16 protein-coding genes and 1 tRNA gene are annotated in these 17,028 nt (G+C 64.1%); 11 read left to right on the top strand and 6 right to left on the bottom strand.

Going from position 1 to position 17,028, the window contains the following annotated elements; all coding sequences use genetic code 11:
• Nucleotides 1-171 precede the first annotated feature (171 nt).
• On the bottom strand, nucleotides 172-1,707 hold the full coding sequence (locus AB1Z25_RS09560) for a mechanosensitive ion channel family protein (protein WP_107799244.1): 1,536 nt from the start codon (nucleotides 1,705-1,707) through the stop codon (nucleotides 172-174).
• A gap of 270 nt (nucleotides 1,708-1,977) precedes the next feature.
• A complete protein-coding gene (locus tag AB1Z25_RS09555; protein WP_486637110.1) occupies nucleotides 1,978-2,925 on the bottom strand; it encodes a tRNA dihydrouridine synthase in 948 nt (315 codons plus the stop codon).
• Nucleotides 2,926-2,983: 58 nt separating this feature from the next.
• Between AB1Z25_RS09555 and AB1Z25_RS09550 the strand changes: the two genes are divergently transcribed.
• From AB1Z25_RS09550 to AB1Z25_RS09505, 10 genes are all read left to right on the top strand, one after another.
• Nucleotides 2,984-3,430, top strand: a complete 447-nt coding sequence (locus AB1Z25_RS09550) for a GNAT family N-acetyltransferase (RefSeq protein WP_486637109.1) — start codon at nucleotides 2,984-2,986, stop codon at nucleotides 3,428-3,430.
• An 87-nt stretch (nucleotides 3,431-3,517) separates the two neighbouring features.
• Nucleotides 3,518-4,462 (top strand): nucleoside hydrolase, encoded by a 945-nt coding sequence (locus tag AB1Z25_RS09545; RefSeq protein ID WP_107799247.1) that lies wholly within the window; start codon nucleotides 3,518-3,520, stop codon nucleotides 4,460-4,462.
• Between the two features lie 15 nt (nucleotides 4,463-4,477).
• A complete protein-coding gene (locus AB1Z25_RS09540; protein ID WP_043593565.1) occupies nucleotides 4,478-4,693 on the top strand; it encodes a DUF1653 domain-containing protein in 216 nt (71 codons plus the stop codon).
• An 8-nt stretch (nucleotides 4,694-4,701) separates the two neighbouring features.
• Nucleotides 4,702-5,655, top strand: coding sequence for a histone deacetylase family protein (locus tag AB1Z25_RS09535; protein ID WP_486637108.1), 954 nt, complete (start codon nucleotides 4,702-4,704; stop codon nucleotides 5,653-5,655).
• On the top strand, nucleotides 5,652-6,176 hold the full coding sequence (gene msrA, locus AB1Z25_RS09530; RefSeq protein WP_107799249.1) for a peptide-methionine (S)-S-oxide reductase MsrA: 525 nt from the start codon (nucleotides 5,652-5,654) through the stop codon (nucleotides 6,174-6,176). Before AB1Z25_RS09535 ends, msrA begins: the two co-directional genes overlap by 4 nt.
• Before the next feature lie 127 nt (nucleotides 6,177-6,303).
• Nucleotides 6,304-8,580: an ATP-binding protein gene (locus AB1Z25_RS09525; RefSeq protein ID WP_227108154.1), complete on the top strand. Its 2,277-nt coding sequence runs from the start codon at nucleotides 6,304-6,306 to the stop codon at nucleotides 8,578-8,580.
• Nucleotides 8,581-8,601: 21 nt separating this feature from the next.
• Entirely contained in the window at nucleotides 8,602-9,270 is a 669-nt protein-coding gene (locus tag AB1Z25_RS09520) for a response regulator transcription factor (protein WP_019103053.1), read from the top strand.
• Nucleotides 9,271-9,279: 9 nt separating this feature from the next.
• The gene (locus AB1Z25_RS09515) at nucleotides 9,280-10,155 is read left to right on the top strand and encodes an NAD kinase (protein WP_107799251.1); all 876 of its coding nucleotides are present in this window, start codon (nucleotides 9,280-9,282) and stop codon (nucleotides 10,153-10,155) included.
• A gap of 19 nt (nucleotides 10,156-10,174) precedes the next feature.
• Nucleotides 10,175-11,845, top strand: coding sequence for a DNA repair protein RecN (gene recN, locus AB1Z25_RS09510; protein ID WP_486637107.1), 1,671 nt, complete (start codon nucleotides 10,175-10,177; stop codon nucleotides 11,843-11,845).
• A gap of 46 nt (nucleotides 11,846-11,891) precedes the next feature.
• Nucleotides 11,892-11,981 (top strand) — tRNA-Ser (locus tag AB1Z25_RS09505).
• 317 nt (nucleotides 11,982-12,298) lie between these two features.
• Here the strand turns inward: AB1Z25_RS09505 and AB1Z25_RS09500 are convergent.
• A complete protein-coding gene (locus AB1Z25_RS09500; protein ID WP_486637106.1) occupies nucleotides 12,299-12,901 on the bottom strand; it encodes an EcsC family protein in 603 nt (200 codons plus the stop codon).
• Nucleotides 12,902-13,215: 314 nt separating this feature from the next.
• Nucleotides 13,216-13,470 (bottom strand): hypothetical protein, encoded by a 255-nt coding sequence (locus AB1Z25_RS09495; protein WP_227108147.1) that lies wholly within the window; start codon nucleotides 13,468-13,470, stop codon nucleotides 13,216-13,218.
• A gap of 328 nt (nucleotides 13,471-13,798) precedes the next feature.
• Between AB1Z25_RS09495 and AB1Z25_RS09490 the strand changes: the two genes are divergently transcribed.
• A complete protein-coding gene (locus tag AB1Z25_RS09490; RefSeq protein WP_486637105.1) occupies nucleotides 13,799-14,239 on the top strand; it encodes a hypothetical protein in 441 nt (146 codons plus the stop codon).
• Here the strand turns inward: AB1Z25_RS09490 and AB1Z25_RS09485 are convergent.
• Together AB1Z25_RS09485 and AB1Z25_RS09480 are read right to left on the bottom strand one after the other, a co-directional pair.
• Nucleotides 14,208-15,917 carry a cation:proton antiporter domain-containing protein gene (locus AB1Z25_RS09485; protein ID WP_486637104.1) on the bottom strand — a complete coding sequence of 570 codons (1,710 nt, stop codon included), beginning with the start codon at nucleotides 15,915-15,917 and terminating at the stop codon, nucleotides 14,208-14,210. The genes AB1Z25_RS09490 and AB1Z25_RS09485 overlap by 32 nt on opposite strands.
• 149 nt (nucleotides 15,918-16,066) lie before the next feature.
• The gene (locus tag AB1Z25_RS09480) at nucleotides 16,067-17,026 is read right to left on the bottom strand and encodes a GGDEF domain-containing protein (RefSeq protein ID WP_107799276.1); all 960 of its coding nucleotides are present in this window, start codon (nucleotides 17,024-17,026) and stop codon (nucleotides 16,067-16,069) included.
• Nucleotides 17,027-17,028 lie beyond the last annotated feature (2 nt).

The following is a 17,028-nucleotide window of genomic DNA, read 5'->3' as shown; positions in this document are numbered from 1 at the left end:
ACGTGTTTACGATCTCGCGAGCTAAGGCGAGACAAGGCGTTGCGGCTGAGAAAGCGGAGTGTACAAGTGCTACATGAGCATTTCGAAGCCGTACTCACCGTGTGACGTCCCACGACGCGCAGCAGATCGTAAACAGGTTTTGAGGAAAACCTGGCCCAAGCCCGTAATGGATCAGTGCTTGGCCAGGCCGAAGAAACGCCGGATCTTGTCCACCAGCTCCGCCCGCTGCGGCGAGCCGTGGCCCTCCTGCCAATCCTGCGGCAGCTTGCGGGTGCGCTCGGCCAGGCGTTCCGCCAGAATCGACGAGATCGCCTCGGCCAACTCCTTGCGCGAACTCAGAATGGACTGGAAGGACTCCTTGTCCAGCCGCAGGCACTCCACATTGGAACGCGCGATCACGGTGCCGCTGCGCGCCTCGCCGGTCATCAAGCCCATTTCGCCGAAGAAGTTGCCGCCCTCCAGCACGTCCACCAGCTTGCGGCTGCCGTCCGGCAGGTTCACCCACACCTCCACCTCGCCGCTGAGCATGATGTAGAGCCAATGCGCGACCGCGCCCTGATGCATGATGATGTCGCCGGTGACGAAGGGCGTGAACTTGAGCTGATCGGCCAACACCACCATCTCCTCGTCGTTGAGGCTGGTCAGCAGCTCCACCTTGCGCAGCGCCTGCACCCTCTCTTCCAGGTGCTTCTTCATCCGCGCTTCCATATACTTTTCATTGTCCTTGATGGTCAGCACATTGTAGTGCGGCGAGGACATTTTCAGATTATGGCGGCGCAAGGCGGCGTCGATATGGGTGCGCACCACGGAATCGGTCAGATCGTCGGCGGCGAGATCCGTCAGCCAGTAACGCACCGCGTACTTGCTGTAGCCGTTCTCGAAACCCATCAAAATACAGTTGGGCTCCGGCGACAAGGCCACGCCGGGCAGTTGCGCCTCGCGCAAGGAGCGCTCCACCACGGTGATGATCTGATTGGGCAGCGTGTCCCAGTTGATGTTGAACCACACCCAGCGCCGCCATTGCAGCGGGCCGCCCTGGTGCTTGCCCAGGATGGCGAACTGACCCTTCATCAGCTGGCTGTTGGGAATCACCACCGTTTCCCAGTTGCGGGTTTCCACCAGGGTGGCGCGCCAATTGATTTCCACCACCCGGCCGGACAGCTCGCCGGACTTGATCCAGTCCCCCACCTCCACCGAATTGTCCAGTTGCAGCGACAGACCGGCCAGGATATTGCCCAGCGTGTCCTGCATGGAAAACGCCAGCACGCCGGTGATCACCGCCGAGGTAGTAACGATGTGGCTCAGGTCCAGGCCGGCCAGGCGCAAGAGCACCAGGCCCCAGCCCACGCAGCCCAGCACCAGCAGGATGTCTTCCAGAATGCGCGGCGGATGCAGGCGCAGCAAGGGCAGGAACAAGCGCATCAACATCATCGCCCATAGCCGGATCAGCGCCAGGCCCAGCACGATGATGGCCACCTGCTTGATCCACTCCGCCACCGCCTGATCGCCCTGCGGGCCCAGATTGATCACCACCAGCGCAACGGCGGCGGCCAGCAGCGAACGCAGCGTCGACTTGCGGGCTTCCGGCCGCAGCAGATAGAGCAAGGCGGCGCAGGCGGCCGTCAGCGCCACGAACAGCGTCAGACTGTCGTGCCACGCCTGAGGGATCAGCTTTTCCAGCCAGCTAACCGTCGGGGCCGTATCCATGCCGCCTCCGCGATGAAATCTTTGATGGGAAACCGCCGATGGCGGCGCCGCTGCGGCAGGGAAGAGGGGGAAACAACAGGCCGGCCGCTTTTCATTGATAGTCCATCGCGGCGGATAAAAAAAATCCCTCCCGTGTAGGGAGGGCTGCAAGGTATCGGGGAAGTGTAATCGCCGGAGCTGGGGAGCCGCCGGAATCACAGCGCCCTGCTATACCAGTGCAGCGCGCAATTGAATGCTACACATTCCCATAGCATTTAGATATGAGTACATTTACTTAGCAAGCATGTCTCGCAGTACAGGTTCCACATCGTCCGGCGTGGTCAGCCTGCGGATGCGCTCGAACAAGGCGCCGGCCTCGGGCCAGGTGCGCTTGAGCTGCCCCAGCCATTGCTTGGTGCGCGCCACCGGGTAGCGTCCGTCTTCGGACTGGACGCGGCACTGCAGAAACAGGTCCAGCACCCAGGGCTGCATCTCGCTCCAGAGCATGGCTTCGGCGCCGTCCCCGCGCTTGATGCGCAGCGCCAGGTCCGGACAGGCCACCAGGCCGCGGCCTATCATCACCGTGTCGCAGCCGCTTTGCTCGCGGATGGCGCGGTAATCGTCCAGCGTCCACACCTCGCCGTTGGCCACCACCGGCACCGCCACGCTCTCGCGGATGCGGGCGATCCAGTCCCAATGCGCCGGCGGCCGGTAGCCCTCCACCTTGGTGCGGCCGTGCACCGCCAGTTCCTGCGCGCCGCCGGCTTCCAGCGCCCGCGCGCATTCCAAGGCCCGGCTTTTGTCTTCATAGCCCAGCCGCATTTTGGCGGTGACCGGTATTTCGGCCGGCACCGCCGCGCGCACCGCCTGGACGATCTGGAACAGCAGCTCGGGATCGTTGAGCAGGACGGCGCCGCCGCGATGGCGGTTGACAGTGGGCGCCGGACAGCCGAAATTCAGGTCTATGCCCGGTGCGCCCAGGCTGGCGGCCTTGGCGGCGTTCTCGGCCAGACAGGCCGGGTCCGAACCCAGCAACTGCACCCGCACCGTGACGCCGGCGCGGGTCTTGCCGCCGCGCGCCAGCTCCGGGGCCAGGCGCATGAAAGTGCGGGTGGGCAGGAGCGCCGAGGTGACGCGGACGAACTCGGTCACGCACAGATCAATGCCGCCCACCCGGGTCAGCACATCGCGCATCGCCTCGTCCACCAGGCCCTCCATCGGGGCAAGAACCAATTTCATTGCAAACATCGCCGGAAAAAAGGCGAATATTGTACCGCAAAGCGGGGAAAGGCATTCAATGCAAATCGCCATCCGCCAGGCCGGCGCGGAATCCGTTCGCTGCTGGCTACCCTTGTTTCTGGCTTATCTCGATTTTTATCGTACGGCGCAGCCGGCGGAAGCCTGCGCCACCTTCCTGGAACAGCGGCTGAGCACGGGCGAAGCGGTGGTCTTCCTGGCGGAAGACGCCGCCGGCGTCCAAGGCTTCGCCCTGCTCTATCCCGGCTTCTCCTCGCTCGCCCTGCGCCCGCACTGGCTGCTGCACGACTTGTTCGTATCGCCGGCCTGCCGCGGCGGCGGCGTCGGCCGCGTATTGCTGGAGCGTTGCCAGGCCCATGTCGCCGCGCTGGGCGGCGGCCTCACGCTGCAAACCGCGCACGGCAATCTGAACGCGCAGCGGCTGTACGAACAATCCGGATTTAAACTGGATAGCGAATTCCGGGTCTATGAATGGAGCCCCGGATAAGCCGGGCGCGCCGGAGCTCGCCTTGACGCGCCGCCAAGCGCTGCGGCATCCTTCGCCCCCTTGATGACATTGCCCAATGGAGCCGACATGAAACAGCATCGCGTCATCTTCGACACGGACCCTGGCCTCGACGACGCGGTCGCCATCCTGTTCCTGCTGGGCGCGAGCGCCGACATCGAGCTGCTCGGCCTGACCACAGTGGCCGGCAACGTGGGCGTGGAACTGACCACCCGCAACGCCCGCATCGTCTGCGAATGGGCCGGCCGCGGCGACGTGCCCGTCTACGCCGGCGCCGACCGGCCGCTGGTCCAGCCCTATCAGGGCGCCGAGCACGTGCACGGCGCCAGCGGCCTGGACGGCGCGCCGCTGCACGAGCCCGCCATGCCGGTGCGCGCCGAACACGCGGTGGACTTCATCGTGGACACCCTGCGCCGCGAACCGGCCGGCAGCGTCACCCTGTGCCCGGTGGGCCCGCTGAGCAATATCGCGCTGGCCTTGCGCCGCGCGCCGGACATCGCCGCGCGCATCGGCCGCATCGTGCTGATGGGCGGCGGCTATTTCGCCGGCGGCAATATGACTCCGGCGGCGGAGTTCAACATCCACACCGACCCGCACGCGGCCGACATCGTGCTGCGCTGCGGCGCGCCCATCGTGATCTTGCCGCTGGACGTCACCCACCAGGCCACGACCACGCCGGCGCGCGTGGAATGGCTGCGCGGCCTGCCCAATCGCTGCGGCCCGCTGGCGGCCGCGCTGCTGACTTCGCTGGAGCGCTACGATGTGCAAAAGCTGGGCCAGGACGGCGCGCCGGTGCACGACCCCTGCGTGATCGCCTATCTGCTGCGCCCCGAGCTGTTCCGCGGCCGCGAAGTCAACGTGGTGGTGGAACTGGCCGGCCACTACACCACCGGCGCCACCGTGGTGGACTGGCACGGCGAATCCGGCCGCGCGCCCAACGCGCTCTACCTGACCGAGGTGGACGCCGACGGCCTGTTCCAGCTGATGGCCGACGCCCTCTCCCATCTGCCGTAAACCCAAGGAGGCCCCATGAAAATCGCTCCCGGCATTTATCGCCATTACAAAGGCCCGCTCTATGAAGTGCTGGGCACCGCCACCCACTCCGAAACCGGCGAGTTGCTGGTGATGTACCGCGCGCTCTACGGCGAATTCGGCCTGTGGGCGCGCCCGGCCGGCATGTTCGAGGAAAGCGTCGCGCACGAGGGCCAGACCCTGCCGCGCTTCGCCCTGGTCAAGGCGTTCTGAGCGCCGCGATGCGCATTTTCCGCACCGATCAGTTCCCGCTGCCGCTGCCGCCCGGACACCGTTTCCCGGCGCAGAAGTACGCCTTGCTGGCGCAGGCGGTGGCCGGCTTCGCCGCCGAGGCGATGGACGCCGCGCCGGCGGCCAGCCGCTACGAGCTGGCGCTGGCCCACGACGACGCCTACCTGGACAAGGTGTTCAACGGCGCGCTCAGCGCCGCCGAGCAGCGCGAGATCGGCCTGCCCTGGAGCCCGCAACTGCTGGAACGCAGCCGCCGCTCGGTGGGTGCCACCATCGCCGCCGCCCGCTGGGCGCTGACGCGCGGCTGCGGCGTCAACCTGGCCGGCGGCACCCACCACGCCGGCCGCGCGATGGGCAGCGGGTTTTGCGTGTTCAACGATATCGCCGTGGCCGCGCGGCTGATGCTGGACGAGGGCCTAGCCCGCCGCGCGCTGGTGCTGGACCTGGACGTACACCAGGGCGACGGCACCGCCGCCATCACCCGCGGCGACGCGCGCATCTTCACCTTCTCCATGCACGGCGCCGGCAATTTCCCCTTCCGCCGCGAAGCCGGCGATCTGGACATCGAACTGCCGGACGGAACCGGCGACCAGACCTATCTCGCCGCCCTGGCCGAACACCTGCCGCGCCTGTTCGCCGCCGATCCGGACCTGGTCTTCTACCTGGCCGGCGCCGATCCCTACGCCGGCGACCACCTGGGCAAGCTGGCGCTGAGCCGGGACGGCCTGGCCGCGCGCGACCGCATGGTGCTGGAAGCCTGTCGCCAGTCCAAGGCCGCCGTCGCCGTGGTCATGGGCGGCGGCTACGCGGTGCCCATAGAAGACACCGTGGCGATCCAGACCGAAACCGTGCGCCTGGCCTGGCAAATCTTCGGCGCCGAGGGACAGATCGCCCGCCCCGGCGCGACTCATACACACCCACCCCGTCAATGGAGTCCGACATGAAAACCGCAACCTTCGCCGGCGGCTGCTTCTGGTGCATAGAAAGCGCCTACAACCGCCTGGCCGGCGTCCACAGCGCCGTATCCGGCTATACCGGCGGCCCCGGCGCCCACCCCAGTTACAAGGAAGTCTGCGCCGGCCGCAGCGGTCACGTGGAAGCCGTGCAAATTCGTTACGATCCCGCCCAGATAGACTACGACACCCTGCTGCGCGCCTTCTTCGCCCTGCACGACCCCACCACCCTCAACCGCCAGGGCAACGACGTCGGCCCGCAATACGCGTCGGTGCTGTTCTATCACGACGAGGAACAACGCCAGGCGGCGGAGCGCATGATGGCGGAGCGGGCCGGCGATTACCCGGCCCCCATCGTCACCCGGCTGGAGGCCGCCGCGCCCTTTTATCCGGCCGAAGACTATCACCAGCAATACTTTGATCAACATGGCCACGAACCCTATTGTCAAATGGTGGTTGCGCCAAAATTGGCCAAGTTTCAGCAATATTTTTCTGTTTACTTGAAGAAATAAGCCACACCCTGCCAGGGGCGAGCCCAGCTCCCGGCTTGGTTCGCGTGCCCCGGGCATCGCCGCTATAATCCGGCTCAGTAGCGGCGATGCCCAGATTGGCTGCGCGCCGGACGAACCCAATCTCCCCATGGCAGACAAGCACAGCATCATCACTGCATTCCGCACCGCCCTCACCCGTCACCTGGACCTGTTGCGCACCGCCTCCCCGCGCGGACGCCTGGCCTGCGCCGTGTTGTGGCTGCTCACCTTCGCCCTCTTGCTGGGCCAATCGGTGGCGCTGGACCTCAACCAGCAGCATCAGGAGCACCAGCAGGTGCACGGCCTGATTCTCTCCAGCCTGCAAACCCGGCTGCAGGAAAGCGAGATGCTGCAACAAAGCGTGGTCGACATCGTCGATCAGGAAAACAGCCTGCGCGAACAACGCATCCGCCTCTTGGTGGAATCGCTGGCACGCGAACAGCCGCAGCTCTACTTCATCGGCTACCAGCCGCTGGTCAGCCACGCCTACCGCCGCGAATTCGAGCGCATGCGCAGCCAGCTGCAAGGCCAGCCCTATCGCATCCGCGACTACCAGCACCAGCAGGACAACGCCTGGGACCAGCAGCAAGCCTGGCGGTTGGCGGCCAAACGGCCGCGCTACCTGCCGCTGAGCATGGCCGAACCCGGCCTCGCCTCGGACGATTGGCGCGAAATGGGCCTGGACCTGCTGGCCGACAGCGTGCTGGCGCCCACCGTCCACCGCGCGATGGGCCAGGGCGAAGCGGTGTCCCCGGTGCTGCGCCTCAACAACGGCAAACAGGGCCTGGCCTTCTTCTCCGCCGTCTACAACACCGAAGCGCCGTCCCCGGTGCCGCTGGTGCGCAGCGAACAGACCGCCGGCATGGTGGTGCAGGTGCTGTCCCTGGACAGACTGGTCAGCCTGACCCCCAATATGGCGACGCGCTACAGCGTGGCGCTGCAACGCAAGGACAGCGCGCCCAGCGGCTACGACCCGCTGATCTACCGCCACCAACAGCAGGACCGGCCCGGCTGGCTGGCGCAATGGCTGCTGCCGGCGCTGGAAATCCGCAAAAGCCTGGACACCCCCTATCTGCCCTACGAGCTGACGGTGCGCCGCCAGCTCAGCTTCGACCGCACCGCGCCGCTGGAGCTCTTGCTCAGCGCCCTCTTCTCCATGGTGCCGGCCTACCTGCTGCTGATCATCCTGGCGCTGCTGGCGCAAAACCGCCAGGCGCAGGAACAGGCGCAAGACCGGCTGCACCGCGAGCGCGAATACGCGATGGTGGCGCTCAGCGGCATCAGCGACGCGGTGATCAGCATCGACATCGACCTGAGCATCCGCTACCTCAACCCGGCGGCGGAAACCCTGCTCGGCCTGAAGGCGCTCGACGCCGCGCAACGCAAGCTGCACCAAGTGGTGAGGCTCAACTACGAATTTGCGCGCCAGGTGGAAGAAGACCCGGTGCACAAGGCCATCCAGCGCCGCGAAACCGTGCTGCTGGCGCAAAACTGCTACCTGATACGCAGCGACGGCGAAAAACTGCTGATCGAAGGCTCAGTGTCCCCGCTGCCCGGCCGCGACGGCCGGCTGATGGGCGCGGTGCTGACCTTCCGCGACACCGCCCCCATCCGCCGCCGCATGCTGGCGGCGCTGGAAGCCAGCGAAACCCGGCTGCGCCAGCACGAAATGGAGCTGGCCCGCGTCGCCCGCATCAACACCATGGGCGAAATGGCCTCCGGCATCGCCCACGAGATCAACCAGCCGCTGTCCGCCATCATGAGTTACTGCCAGGCCGGGCTCAGCCTGCTGGAAGACGAAGAACCGGACATGGCCATGCTGCGCCGCGCGCTGGACTCCTCCGTCACCCAGGCCAGCCGCGCCGGCCAGATCATCCAGCGCCTGCGCGAGTTCGTGATCAAGAAAACCCAGCAATTCAACCCCATAGACCTGAACCAGGTGGTGGGCAATGCGCTCAACCTGCTGGAATACGAACTGAAAACCCACGATATTCATATTGAGCAGAATATTTGCCACGACCTGCCATTGGTCTACGCTGACAACATACAACTGGAACAAGTGGTGCTGAACCTGATGCGCAACGCGCTGGACGCCATGGAAACCGTCGCCCCCTGGGGGCGGCTCAGCATCGCCACCAGCCTGAACGGCCGCTGGATCCGGCTGAGCATAGGCGACAACGGCGCCGGCATCGCGCCGGAATTGCTGGACCGCATCTTCGCGCCCTTCTTCAGCACCAAGGCCAGCGGCATGGGATTGGGCCTGGCCATCTGCCAGACCGCCATAGAAGCGTTCGGCGGCAAGCTGAGCGCGCGCAATAAATCAACCGGCGGCGCGGAATTCATCATTGAACTGCCGCAACGGGACGCGCCGCCGTCAACGGGGTAACCGGCAGGAGTCAAAAACACAATGCAAAACACCACGCCAACCGTCTACATCGTCGACGACGACCCAGCCGTGCTGGACTCGCTGGCCATGCTGATCGCCGCGCAAGGCATGCGCACCGTCACCTTTCCCAACGCGATGGAGTTTCTCGCCCACTACGGCGGCAACGACATCGCCTGCCTGGTGCTGGACATCCGCATGCCGCAAATCACCGGCCTGGCGCTGCAAGAACAGCTGATCGACAAAAACGTGACCCTGCCCATCGTCTTCATCACCGGCCACGGCGACATCGAACAATGCCGCCGCGCCTTCCAGACCGGCGCCATCGACTTTCTGACCAAGCCCATAGACCAGGCGCGGCTGATAGAAAGCCTGCGCAAAGGCATACGGCTGAGCATTCTGCAACACCGCAAGGAAGAGGAAACCCAGGAAGTGATGGGCCTGCTCGCCCGCATCAGCGGCCGCGAGCGCGAAGTGCTGGAACTGGTGGCGGACGGCATGTCCAGCAAGGAAATCGCCCGGGTGCTGGACCTGTCCCCGCGCACCATAGAAGTACATAGGGCCAACCTGTTCAACAAACTCGGTGTAGACTCTCTGGCGGACCTGGTGCGCTTCTACCTGAAAGCGCTGGAAGCCACCGGCAAGAAACCCAACGACGACAGTTTTTTGAACGATACGCCCACCCCTTACTGAAACAACGCCATGGAACGACTGTTCAAACACGTCTGCCTGGTGGCGCGGCACAGCAAGCCCGCCATCGTTGAATCCCTGCGCCAGCTGGCCGACCACCTGTCCGCCTCCGGCGCCACCGTGCTGATCGACAAGGACAGCGCCACCCAGCAGGAAGCCGGCCCGCACGCGCTGATAGACCGCAACGACATGGGCAAACTGGCCGACATCGTCATCGTGCTGGGCGGCGACGGCACCATGCTGTCCATCGCCCGGCTGCTGGCCCCCTACCGCGTGCCGCTGATCGGCATCAACCAGGGCCGGCTGGGCTTCATGACCGACATCCCGCTGCACGAGATGCTGGACTCCGTGGACGCCATCCTGCGCGGCGATTTCGTGCCGGAAGACCGCATCCTGCTGCAGGCCGCGGTGATACGCGAAGACGCCGAAGTGGCCAACGCGCTGGCCTTCAACGACGTGGTGTTCAGCCGCGGCGCGATGGGCTCGATGATAGAGTTCGAAGTCTTCATCGATAACCAGTTCGTCTACAGCCAACGTTCGGACGGCCTGATCGTCTCCACCCCCACCGGCTCCACCGCCTACTCGCTGGCCTCCGGCGGCCCCATCCTGCACCCCACGCTGCAGGCCATCGCCCTGGTGCCCATCTGCCCGCAATCGCTGAGCAACCGCCCGATCGCGGTCAACGACTCCTGCGAAGTGGAATTCATGCTCACCCGCGGCCTGGACGCGCGCGTGCACTTCGACGGCCAATCCCATTGCGACCTGATGGAAATGGACCGCGTGCTGATCCGCCGCTACCGCAACCCGCTGCGCATCCTGCACCCGGTGGGTTACAACTACTACGACATGCTGCGCCACAAGCTCCACTGGGGCGAGCGCCTGCTCTGACACCTGACGCGAACACCCCATGCTCCTATCGCTGACCGTTAAAGACTTCGTCATCGTCGACAGCATCTCGCTGGACTTCCAAGCCGGCTTCACCGTGCTCACCGGCGAAACCGGCGCCGGCAAATCCATTCTGCTGGACGCCCTGAGCCTGCTGCTGGGCGACCGCGCCGAAGGCGCGCAAGTGCGCGAAGGCGCGGAGCGCGCCGAGATCACCGCCGAATTCGACACCCACGGCCGCCCTGAAATCGACGCCTGGCTGGACGAAAACGGCCTCAACGGCGACGACGACGTGCTCCTGCTGCGCCGGCTGCTGGACAAATCCGGCCGCTCGCGCAGCTTCGTCAACGGCCAGGCCGCCACCCTCAGCCAGCTCAAGCAGCTGGGCGAATTCCTGGTCGACATCCACGGCCAACACGCCCACCAATCGCTGATGAAGGCGGACGCCCAGCGCCAGCTGCTGGACGCCTACGCCGGCTCCGTCGCGCTGGCCCGCGACGTGAACAAGGCCTGGCAAGACTGGCAGACCGCCCGCCGCGCCCGCGCCGACGCCGAACGGCTGTCGCGCGAATCCGAAGTCGAGCGCGAACGGCTGAACTGGCAGATCAACGAACTGAGCGAGCTCAAGCTGCAGCCGGACGAATGGAGCGCGCTGAACCAGAGCCACTCCCGGCTGGCCAACGCCGCCGAACTGGCGCAAAGCGCCCAGCTGGCGGTGGACACCCTGTCCGAGATGGACAATAGCTGCCTGACCATGCTGTCCCAGGTGCAAACCCGGCTCAGCAAGCTGGCCAATCTGGACCCGCGACTGGCGGACACCCTGTCGCTGCTCGACTCCGTGGACGCTGAGTTGCGCGAAGTGGTCTACAGCCTGCGCGACTACGCCAGCGACATCGACGAAAACCCCGGCCAGCTGGCCGAAGTGGAAGGCCGGCTGGAAGCGCTGATGAGCACCGCGCGCAAATACCGGGTGCAGCCGCAAGACCTGCAGGAAAAACTGGACGACTGGCAGCAACAGCTGCAAGCGCTGGAAGCCTCCGCCGACATCGAAGCGCTGGCGCTGGCCGAAGCCTCCGCGCTGGCGCGCTACCGTGCGCAGGCCGAGGCGCTGTCCGGCAAGCGCCGCCAGGCCGCCAGCGAGCTGTCCGCCCGCATCGGCGCGGAAATGCAGCACCTGGCGATGAGCGGCGCGCGCTTCGCCATCGAACTGGCCGCCCTGTCCGAACCCGGCGCCCACGGCCTGGAGTCCATCGAATACCTGGTGGCCGCCAACGCCGGCACCAGCCTGCGCCCGCTGGCCAAAGTGGCCTCCGGCGGCGAACTGTCCCGCATCAGCCTGGCCATGCAAGTAGTGATCAGCCAGGTGGCCAGCGTGCCCACGCTGATCTTCGACGAAGTGGACGTCGGCATCGGCGGCCGCGTCGCCGAAGTCATCGGCCACATGCTGCGCCAGCTGGGCCAGCGCTACCAGGTGCTGTGCATCACCCACCTGCCCCAAGTGGCCTCCTGCGGCAGCCATCACTGGCAAGTCAGCAAGAGCGAGCACAAGGGCCGGGTCAAGAGCCGCATCGAGCCGCTGAACAGCGAACAACGGGTGCTGGAAATCGCCCGCATGCTGGGCGGCGTGGAGCTGACCCAGACCACGCGCGAGCACGCGGCAGAAATGCTGGCGTCAAATGCGCCGGCCCTCTAGGCAAAGCGCCTAAGACCCGCTAAAATTGCGCCCTCTTACCGAATCGGGAAGCGTGGCAGAGTGGTTTAATGCAACGGTCTTGAAAACCGTCGTGGGTGCGAGCCCACCGTGAGTTCGAATCTCACCGCTTCCGCCAATATCAAAAGCCCAGACATATCGTCTGGGCTTTTCTCATTCTCGCCACTAGGATAGTCTACTTGACTGCACCTTCCGAAGGCTAACTCCTTACCTCTTTATTTAGCGAAATGAAATAAGGAAGATAGCAAAAGCGACCAACATTATCCAAAACAGCACCTTATTCGATTTCTTCTCAAACCACAATCCAAAACAAACCACCCCAACAATTATAGATATATAATGAACAGCATAAACTATTGACTCAATCATTTTCACTTCTCCCTCTGTTGGCCTGCTAAAGTTTTCATTGCTCAATAAACTTTAAAACAACCACCACTATCTCTTTAGAACAAAGGTATCTCTTGCAACATTTCCAACTGCATTGGTAACGTAAGCATCAAATGCTCCACCAACAACCCCACCCAGCAGAGGAACTGCCTTCCCTAAATTGACGACTCCTTTCTCTCCGAATTTTGTAAAAAGCTTAAAACCTACTCGTTTATTAATTTCAAATAAAGTTTTTCCAGAGATTGATTTGATAGAATTTAATACCAACCTTCTCCCTGCCACCACCCCAACGTCCTTCAAAACGTCTTTGGCACTATTGGCAACTAAACATAAGTAGACCAAGGCTCTTACCTTATCATTTCTTACGTCATACCCCCCAATATGAGCAATAGCGACAATCATTCTCACTTGCACATAGATGACACTGGCAATATTGGCAGGAATTGCTACCGGCAAAGTAAGCAGGCCACCCAAACCAGTAACGAAACCTGAAGTAGCCGCCTTAGTACTTTGCCAACGAATCAAGGAATTTGCCTGTTCGTAAGCGGTTTTTTCAGTCTCCCTCATATAGCTCTCAGCCAGCTCAACAGCAGAATCCAAACCGGAAAACCCATTCACCGACTTCTCATATGCCCAATCCAGAGCATTCATTATTGACTCTTGACTAATCAATGCCACGTCGCCCCCACTTACTTACACCCATCAACAAACAATACCATGGACATATTTTTTTCACCACATAGAAAGCAGTATCCAAAAAGAAAATCCACTTACATAGCATCCAAATTCACACCATACCCCCTCACCCCCAACATCATCCATCTACAAAAAAACCACAACCGACAAAATGAATGAATTTCAAAAATTTGAACCTGAAATTTATTTCTTCACCGCCTCCGCCCATATCAAAAGCCCGGACGCATCGTCCGGGCTTTTCTCATTCCCGCCCTCTCACCGGCGGCAATCTATTTGACGGTTTCTGTCTGCGCCGCAGCCAGCAGCAGGCGTAGTCGCTCATACGCGCATTCCACGCCATACCTCGCCTCCAGCAGGCTCCACAAAACCTCCGGGGACAGTTCTACGATGAACGGCGTTTGACGCGGCGGTTGACGGGACATCTCCCGGCGCAGCGCCTCGGGCAATTGTTTGAAATGGGATTGGGCGGCACGAATATGCCTGAGGGCGCGACGCGCCTCGCGGAGGGTGTCGATCTTGGCCATGGCGGCCTCCTGTTTGGACCTTTTGAGGGTTTCGCCCCTTTTGAGAGGGCGGCCGGGTGCTCAAAACCGCAAACAGACGGCGGGCGTATTCCCCTTGCGGGTATTGTATTAGCCGCACACCCGGCCATGGACGCGCATTGTCCCACAAGTGGGAGTTTGCCAAAACCATGGACGCAAAAAAACCGCGAATCTTACGGGTGCGGTAGCCGCTGTTTGTATGGTGTTTTGAGCACCGGGAATGACCATAGCCCGTTGGCGCGAAGCATGTCAACGGCACATGGTCCGCTGTCGTCTACACTCAAGTAGCATCGCCGTATTGGAGAATCCCATGTCCACGCCGCCGCGCCATCTCAGCATCAGTATTGCCTGCCCTTTCGCCCGCGCCTACGCCTTGCTGGCGCCGCCGGAAAACTTCCCGCGCTGGGCGTCCGGCCTGGCCGGGGCCTTGCGCCGCGACGGCGACGGCTGGCTGGCGGACACGCCGCAAGGCGTGATGCCCTTGCGCTTTTCGCCGGCCAACGACTACGGCGTGCTGGATCACTGGGTGTCGCCGCCCGGTCAGGCGGAGGTCTACGTCCCCTTGCGCCTGCTGGCGCGCGACGAGGGTTGCGAGCTGCTATTGACCCTGTTTCGCCAAGCAGGCGTCGACGACGCGCAATTCGAGGCCGACGCCGACTGGGTGGCGCGCGACCTGGCCGCGGCCAAAGCCTGGCTGGAGCGGGATGAATCCGCGGGGCTCAGTGCGCCGCCCGCGGCGACTCCGCGGTGAAGCAGTGCAGCACATGGCGGCCGATGCTGCCGGCCAGCTCCTCATCGGCCAGGAACACCGCGCCCAGCCCTTCTCCGCGCAATAGTTCGGCTTCCTCCCCGTTGCGCGCGCGCAGCGCGATGCGCAACTCCGGGTTCAAGGTGCGCGCCACCTCCACCATCTGTCGCAGATTGAGCGCGTCCGCCGTGGTCACCGCCAACACCGAGGCGTTGACGATATGCGCCTGGATCAACACGGCCGCCTCGGCGGCGTCGCCGGTCACCGCCGCCCGGCCCTGATTGCGCAGCGTTTCCACCAGCTCGCGATTATGGTCCACCACCACAAAGGGCACCCGATTGCGCTCCAGCTCCGCCGCCACGCCGCGGCCGATGCGGCCGTAGCCCACCAGCACCACCTGGCCTTCCAGATATTTGCGTTCGGTGCTCATCGGCAGCTCGGCGTAGGGGTCCGCCCGGCGCTCCAGGCTGCGCGCCCATTCCGAGCGCGCCAGCAGCCAGCCGCGCAAGGGCTCCAGCAAGGCGAACAACAGCGGGTTGAGGCCAATGGAGATCAGGGCGCTGGCCAGCACCAGGCTCATGCCCTGCGCCGACAGCAGGCCCAAGGACACGCCCAGCCCGGCCAGGATGAAGGAGAATTCCCCGATCTGCGCCAGGCTGGCGGCAATGGTCAGCGCCGTGCTCAGGGGATAGCGGTACAGAATGACCAGGGCCAGCGCCGCCAGGGTTTTGCCCAGCATGATGACGGCTACCGCGCTCAGCACCATCAGCGGCTGTTCCAGCAGAATCGCCGGATCGAACAGCATGCCCACGGACACGAAGAACAATACGGAGAAGGCGTCGCGCAGCGGCAGCGATTCGCGGGCGGCGCGGTGGCTGAATTCGGACTCCCGCATCATCATGCCGGCGAAGAAAGCGCCCAGCGCGAAGGAGACGTTGAACAGATGGGCGGCGCCGAAGGCGATGCCGATGGCCGCCGCCGTCACGGCCAGCGTGAACAGCTCGCGCGATCCGGTCTTGGCCACCCGCCACAGCAGCCACGGCAAGGCGCGCCGGCCGGCGATCAGCATCAGGGCGATGAAGGCGGCCACTTGCAGCAAGGTCAGCATGATGGTCTGCCACAACGGCGCGGCGTTGGCGGCTACGGGCGCGCCGCTCAACAACGCCGCCATCGGCGGCATCAGCACCAGCACCAGCACGCAGGCCAGGTCCTCCACCACCAGCCAGCCCACGGCGATGCGGCCGTTGATGGTATCCAGGATGCCGCGCACTTCCAGCGCCTTGAGCAGCACCACGGTGCTGGCGCAGGACAGCGACAGGCCGAAGATCAGGCCGCTGGACCAGCTCCAGCCCCAGCACCAGGCGATGAACAGCGCCAGCCCGGTGGCGGCGCTCATTTGCACGATGGCGCCCGGCACGGCGATGCGCCGGACCGACAGCAGGTCCTTCATCGAAAAGTGCAAGCCGACGCCGAACATCAGCAGCATCACGCCGATTTCGGACAGCTGCGCGGCGATCTTCATATCGGCGACGAAGCCCGGCGTGGCCGGGCCGATGACGATGCCGGCCAGCAGATAGCCGACCAGGGCCGGGATGCGCATCCGCTCGCAGAGCAGGCCCAGAATCAGAGACAGGCCGAGGCCCGCCGCAATGGTGGAAATCAAGGACACATCATGGACCATGGCGGCCGCCTCCCTAGTGTGGATTTTTTATTTAGGCGCACAGGATGCTGCGCAGTTTGTTTTCAGACTAGAGGGGTATGAAAAGTGAAAGTTCCGCTGTAAAAATCACGTGGACAAGCGGGCGCGCCGCTCCGGGAAGCCGCCCGCGGCTAGCGTTTGGCGGCCTTGATCGAATACATCAGCTCGTCGCCCTCCGCCAGCAGCGCCTCGATGGAGAAGTGGCGCTCCGCGTCCAGCTCCACGATGCCGTCGGAAAACGCCAGCCGATAAGGCTGGCCGGCGCCGGCGTTGTAAGCCTCCAGGTGACGCGCGAATTTGGCCATCGCCGCCTGCGCCCGCTCATGCTCGACATCGGACAGCAAGACCACGAACTCGTCCCCGCCCAGCCGCGCCAGCAGGTCCGCGGAGCGGAAGGAGGCGCGCATCTGTTCGGCGAAAGCCGCCAGCGCATGGTCCCCGGCGGCGTGGCCGAAGCTGTCGTTGATCGCCTTGAACTTGTCCAGGTCCATGAAGGCCAGACTGACCGGCAGGTTTTGCCGCGCGCAGAAATTGAGGCTGTACTGCGCCAGCAGCCGGAAGCCGCGCCGGTTGGAGAGACCGGTCAGCTCATCGGTGGTGGCGGCCTGGAAGGCGATCAGCTCCGCCTCCACCATGCGCGCGAGATCGTGCAGCGCCTGCGCGTCGTCGTGATCGAACTCGCGCGGCTGGACGTCGATCACGCACAGGGTGCCCACCTTGGCGCCGTTGGCCGCGTGCAGCGGGCAGCCGGCGTAGAAGCGAATATACGGCGCGTCCGTCACCAGCGGGTTGTCGGCGAAGCGCTCGTCCGCCAGCGCGTCCGGGATGTAGAAGATGTCGTCGCCCAGTATGGCGTGGCCGCAAAAAGAAATATCGCGTCCGGTTTCCGCCGCCGACAGCCCGACGCAGGACTTGAACCACTGACGGTTCTCGTCCACCAGGCTGACCAGGGCGATGGGCACCCGAAACAAACGCTTGGCCATGCGGGTCAGGCGGTCGAAACGTTCCTCCGCCGCCGTGTCCAGCACGCCCAGCGCGCGCAGGGTCGCCAAGCGCTGCGGTTCGTCGGCCGGGCTGTCCGGTGTCTTCATCT

This window comes from Chromobacterium sp. HL1 (assembly GCF_057418835.1).
This window is presented reverse-complemented; position numbering and strand designations above follow the sequence as displayed.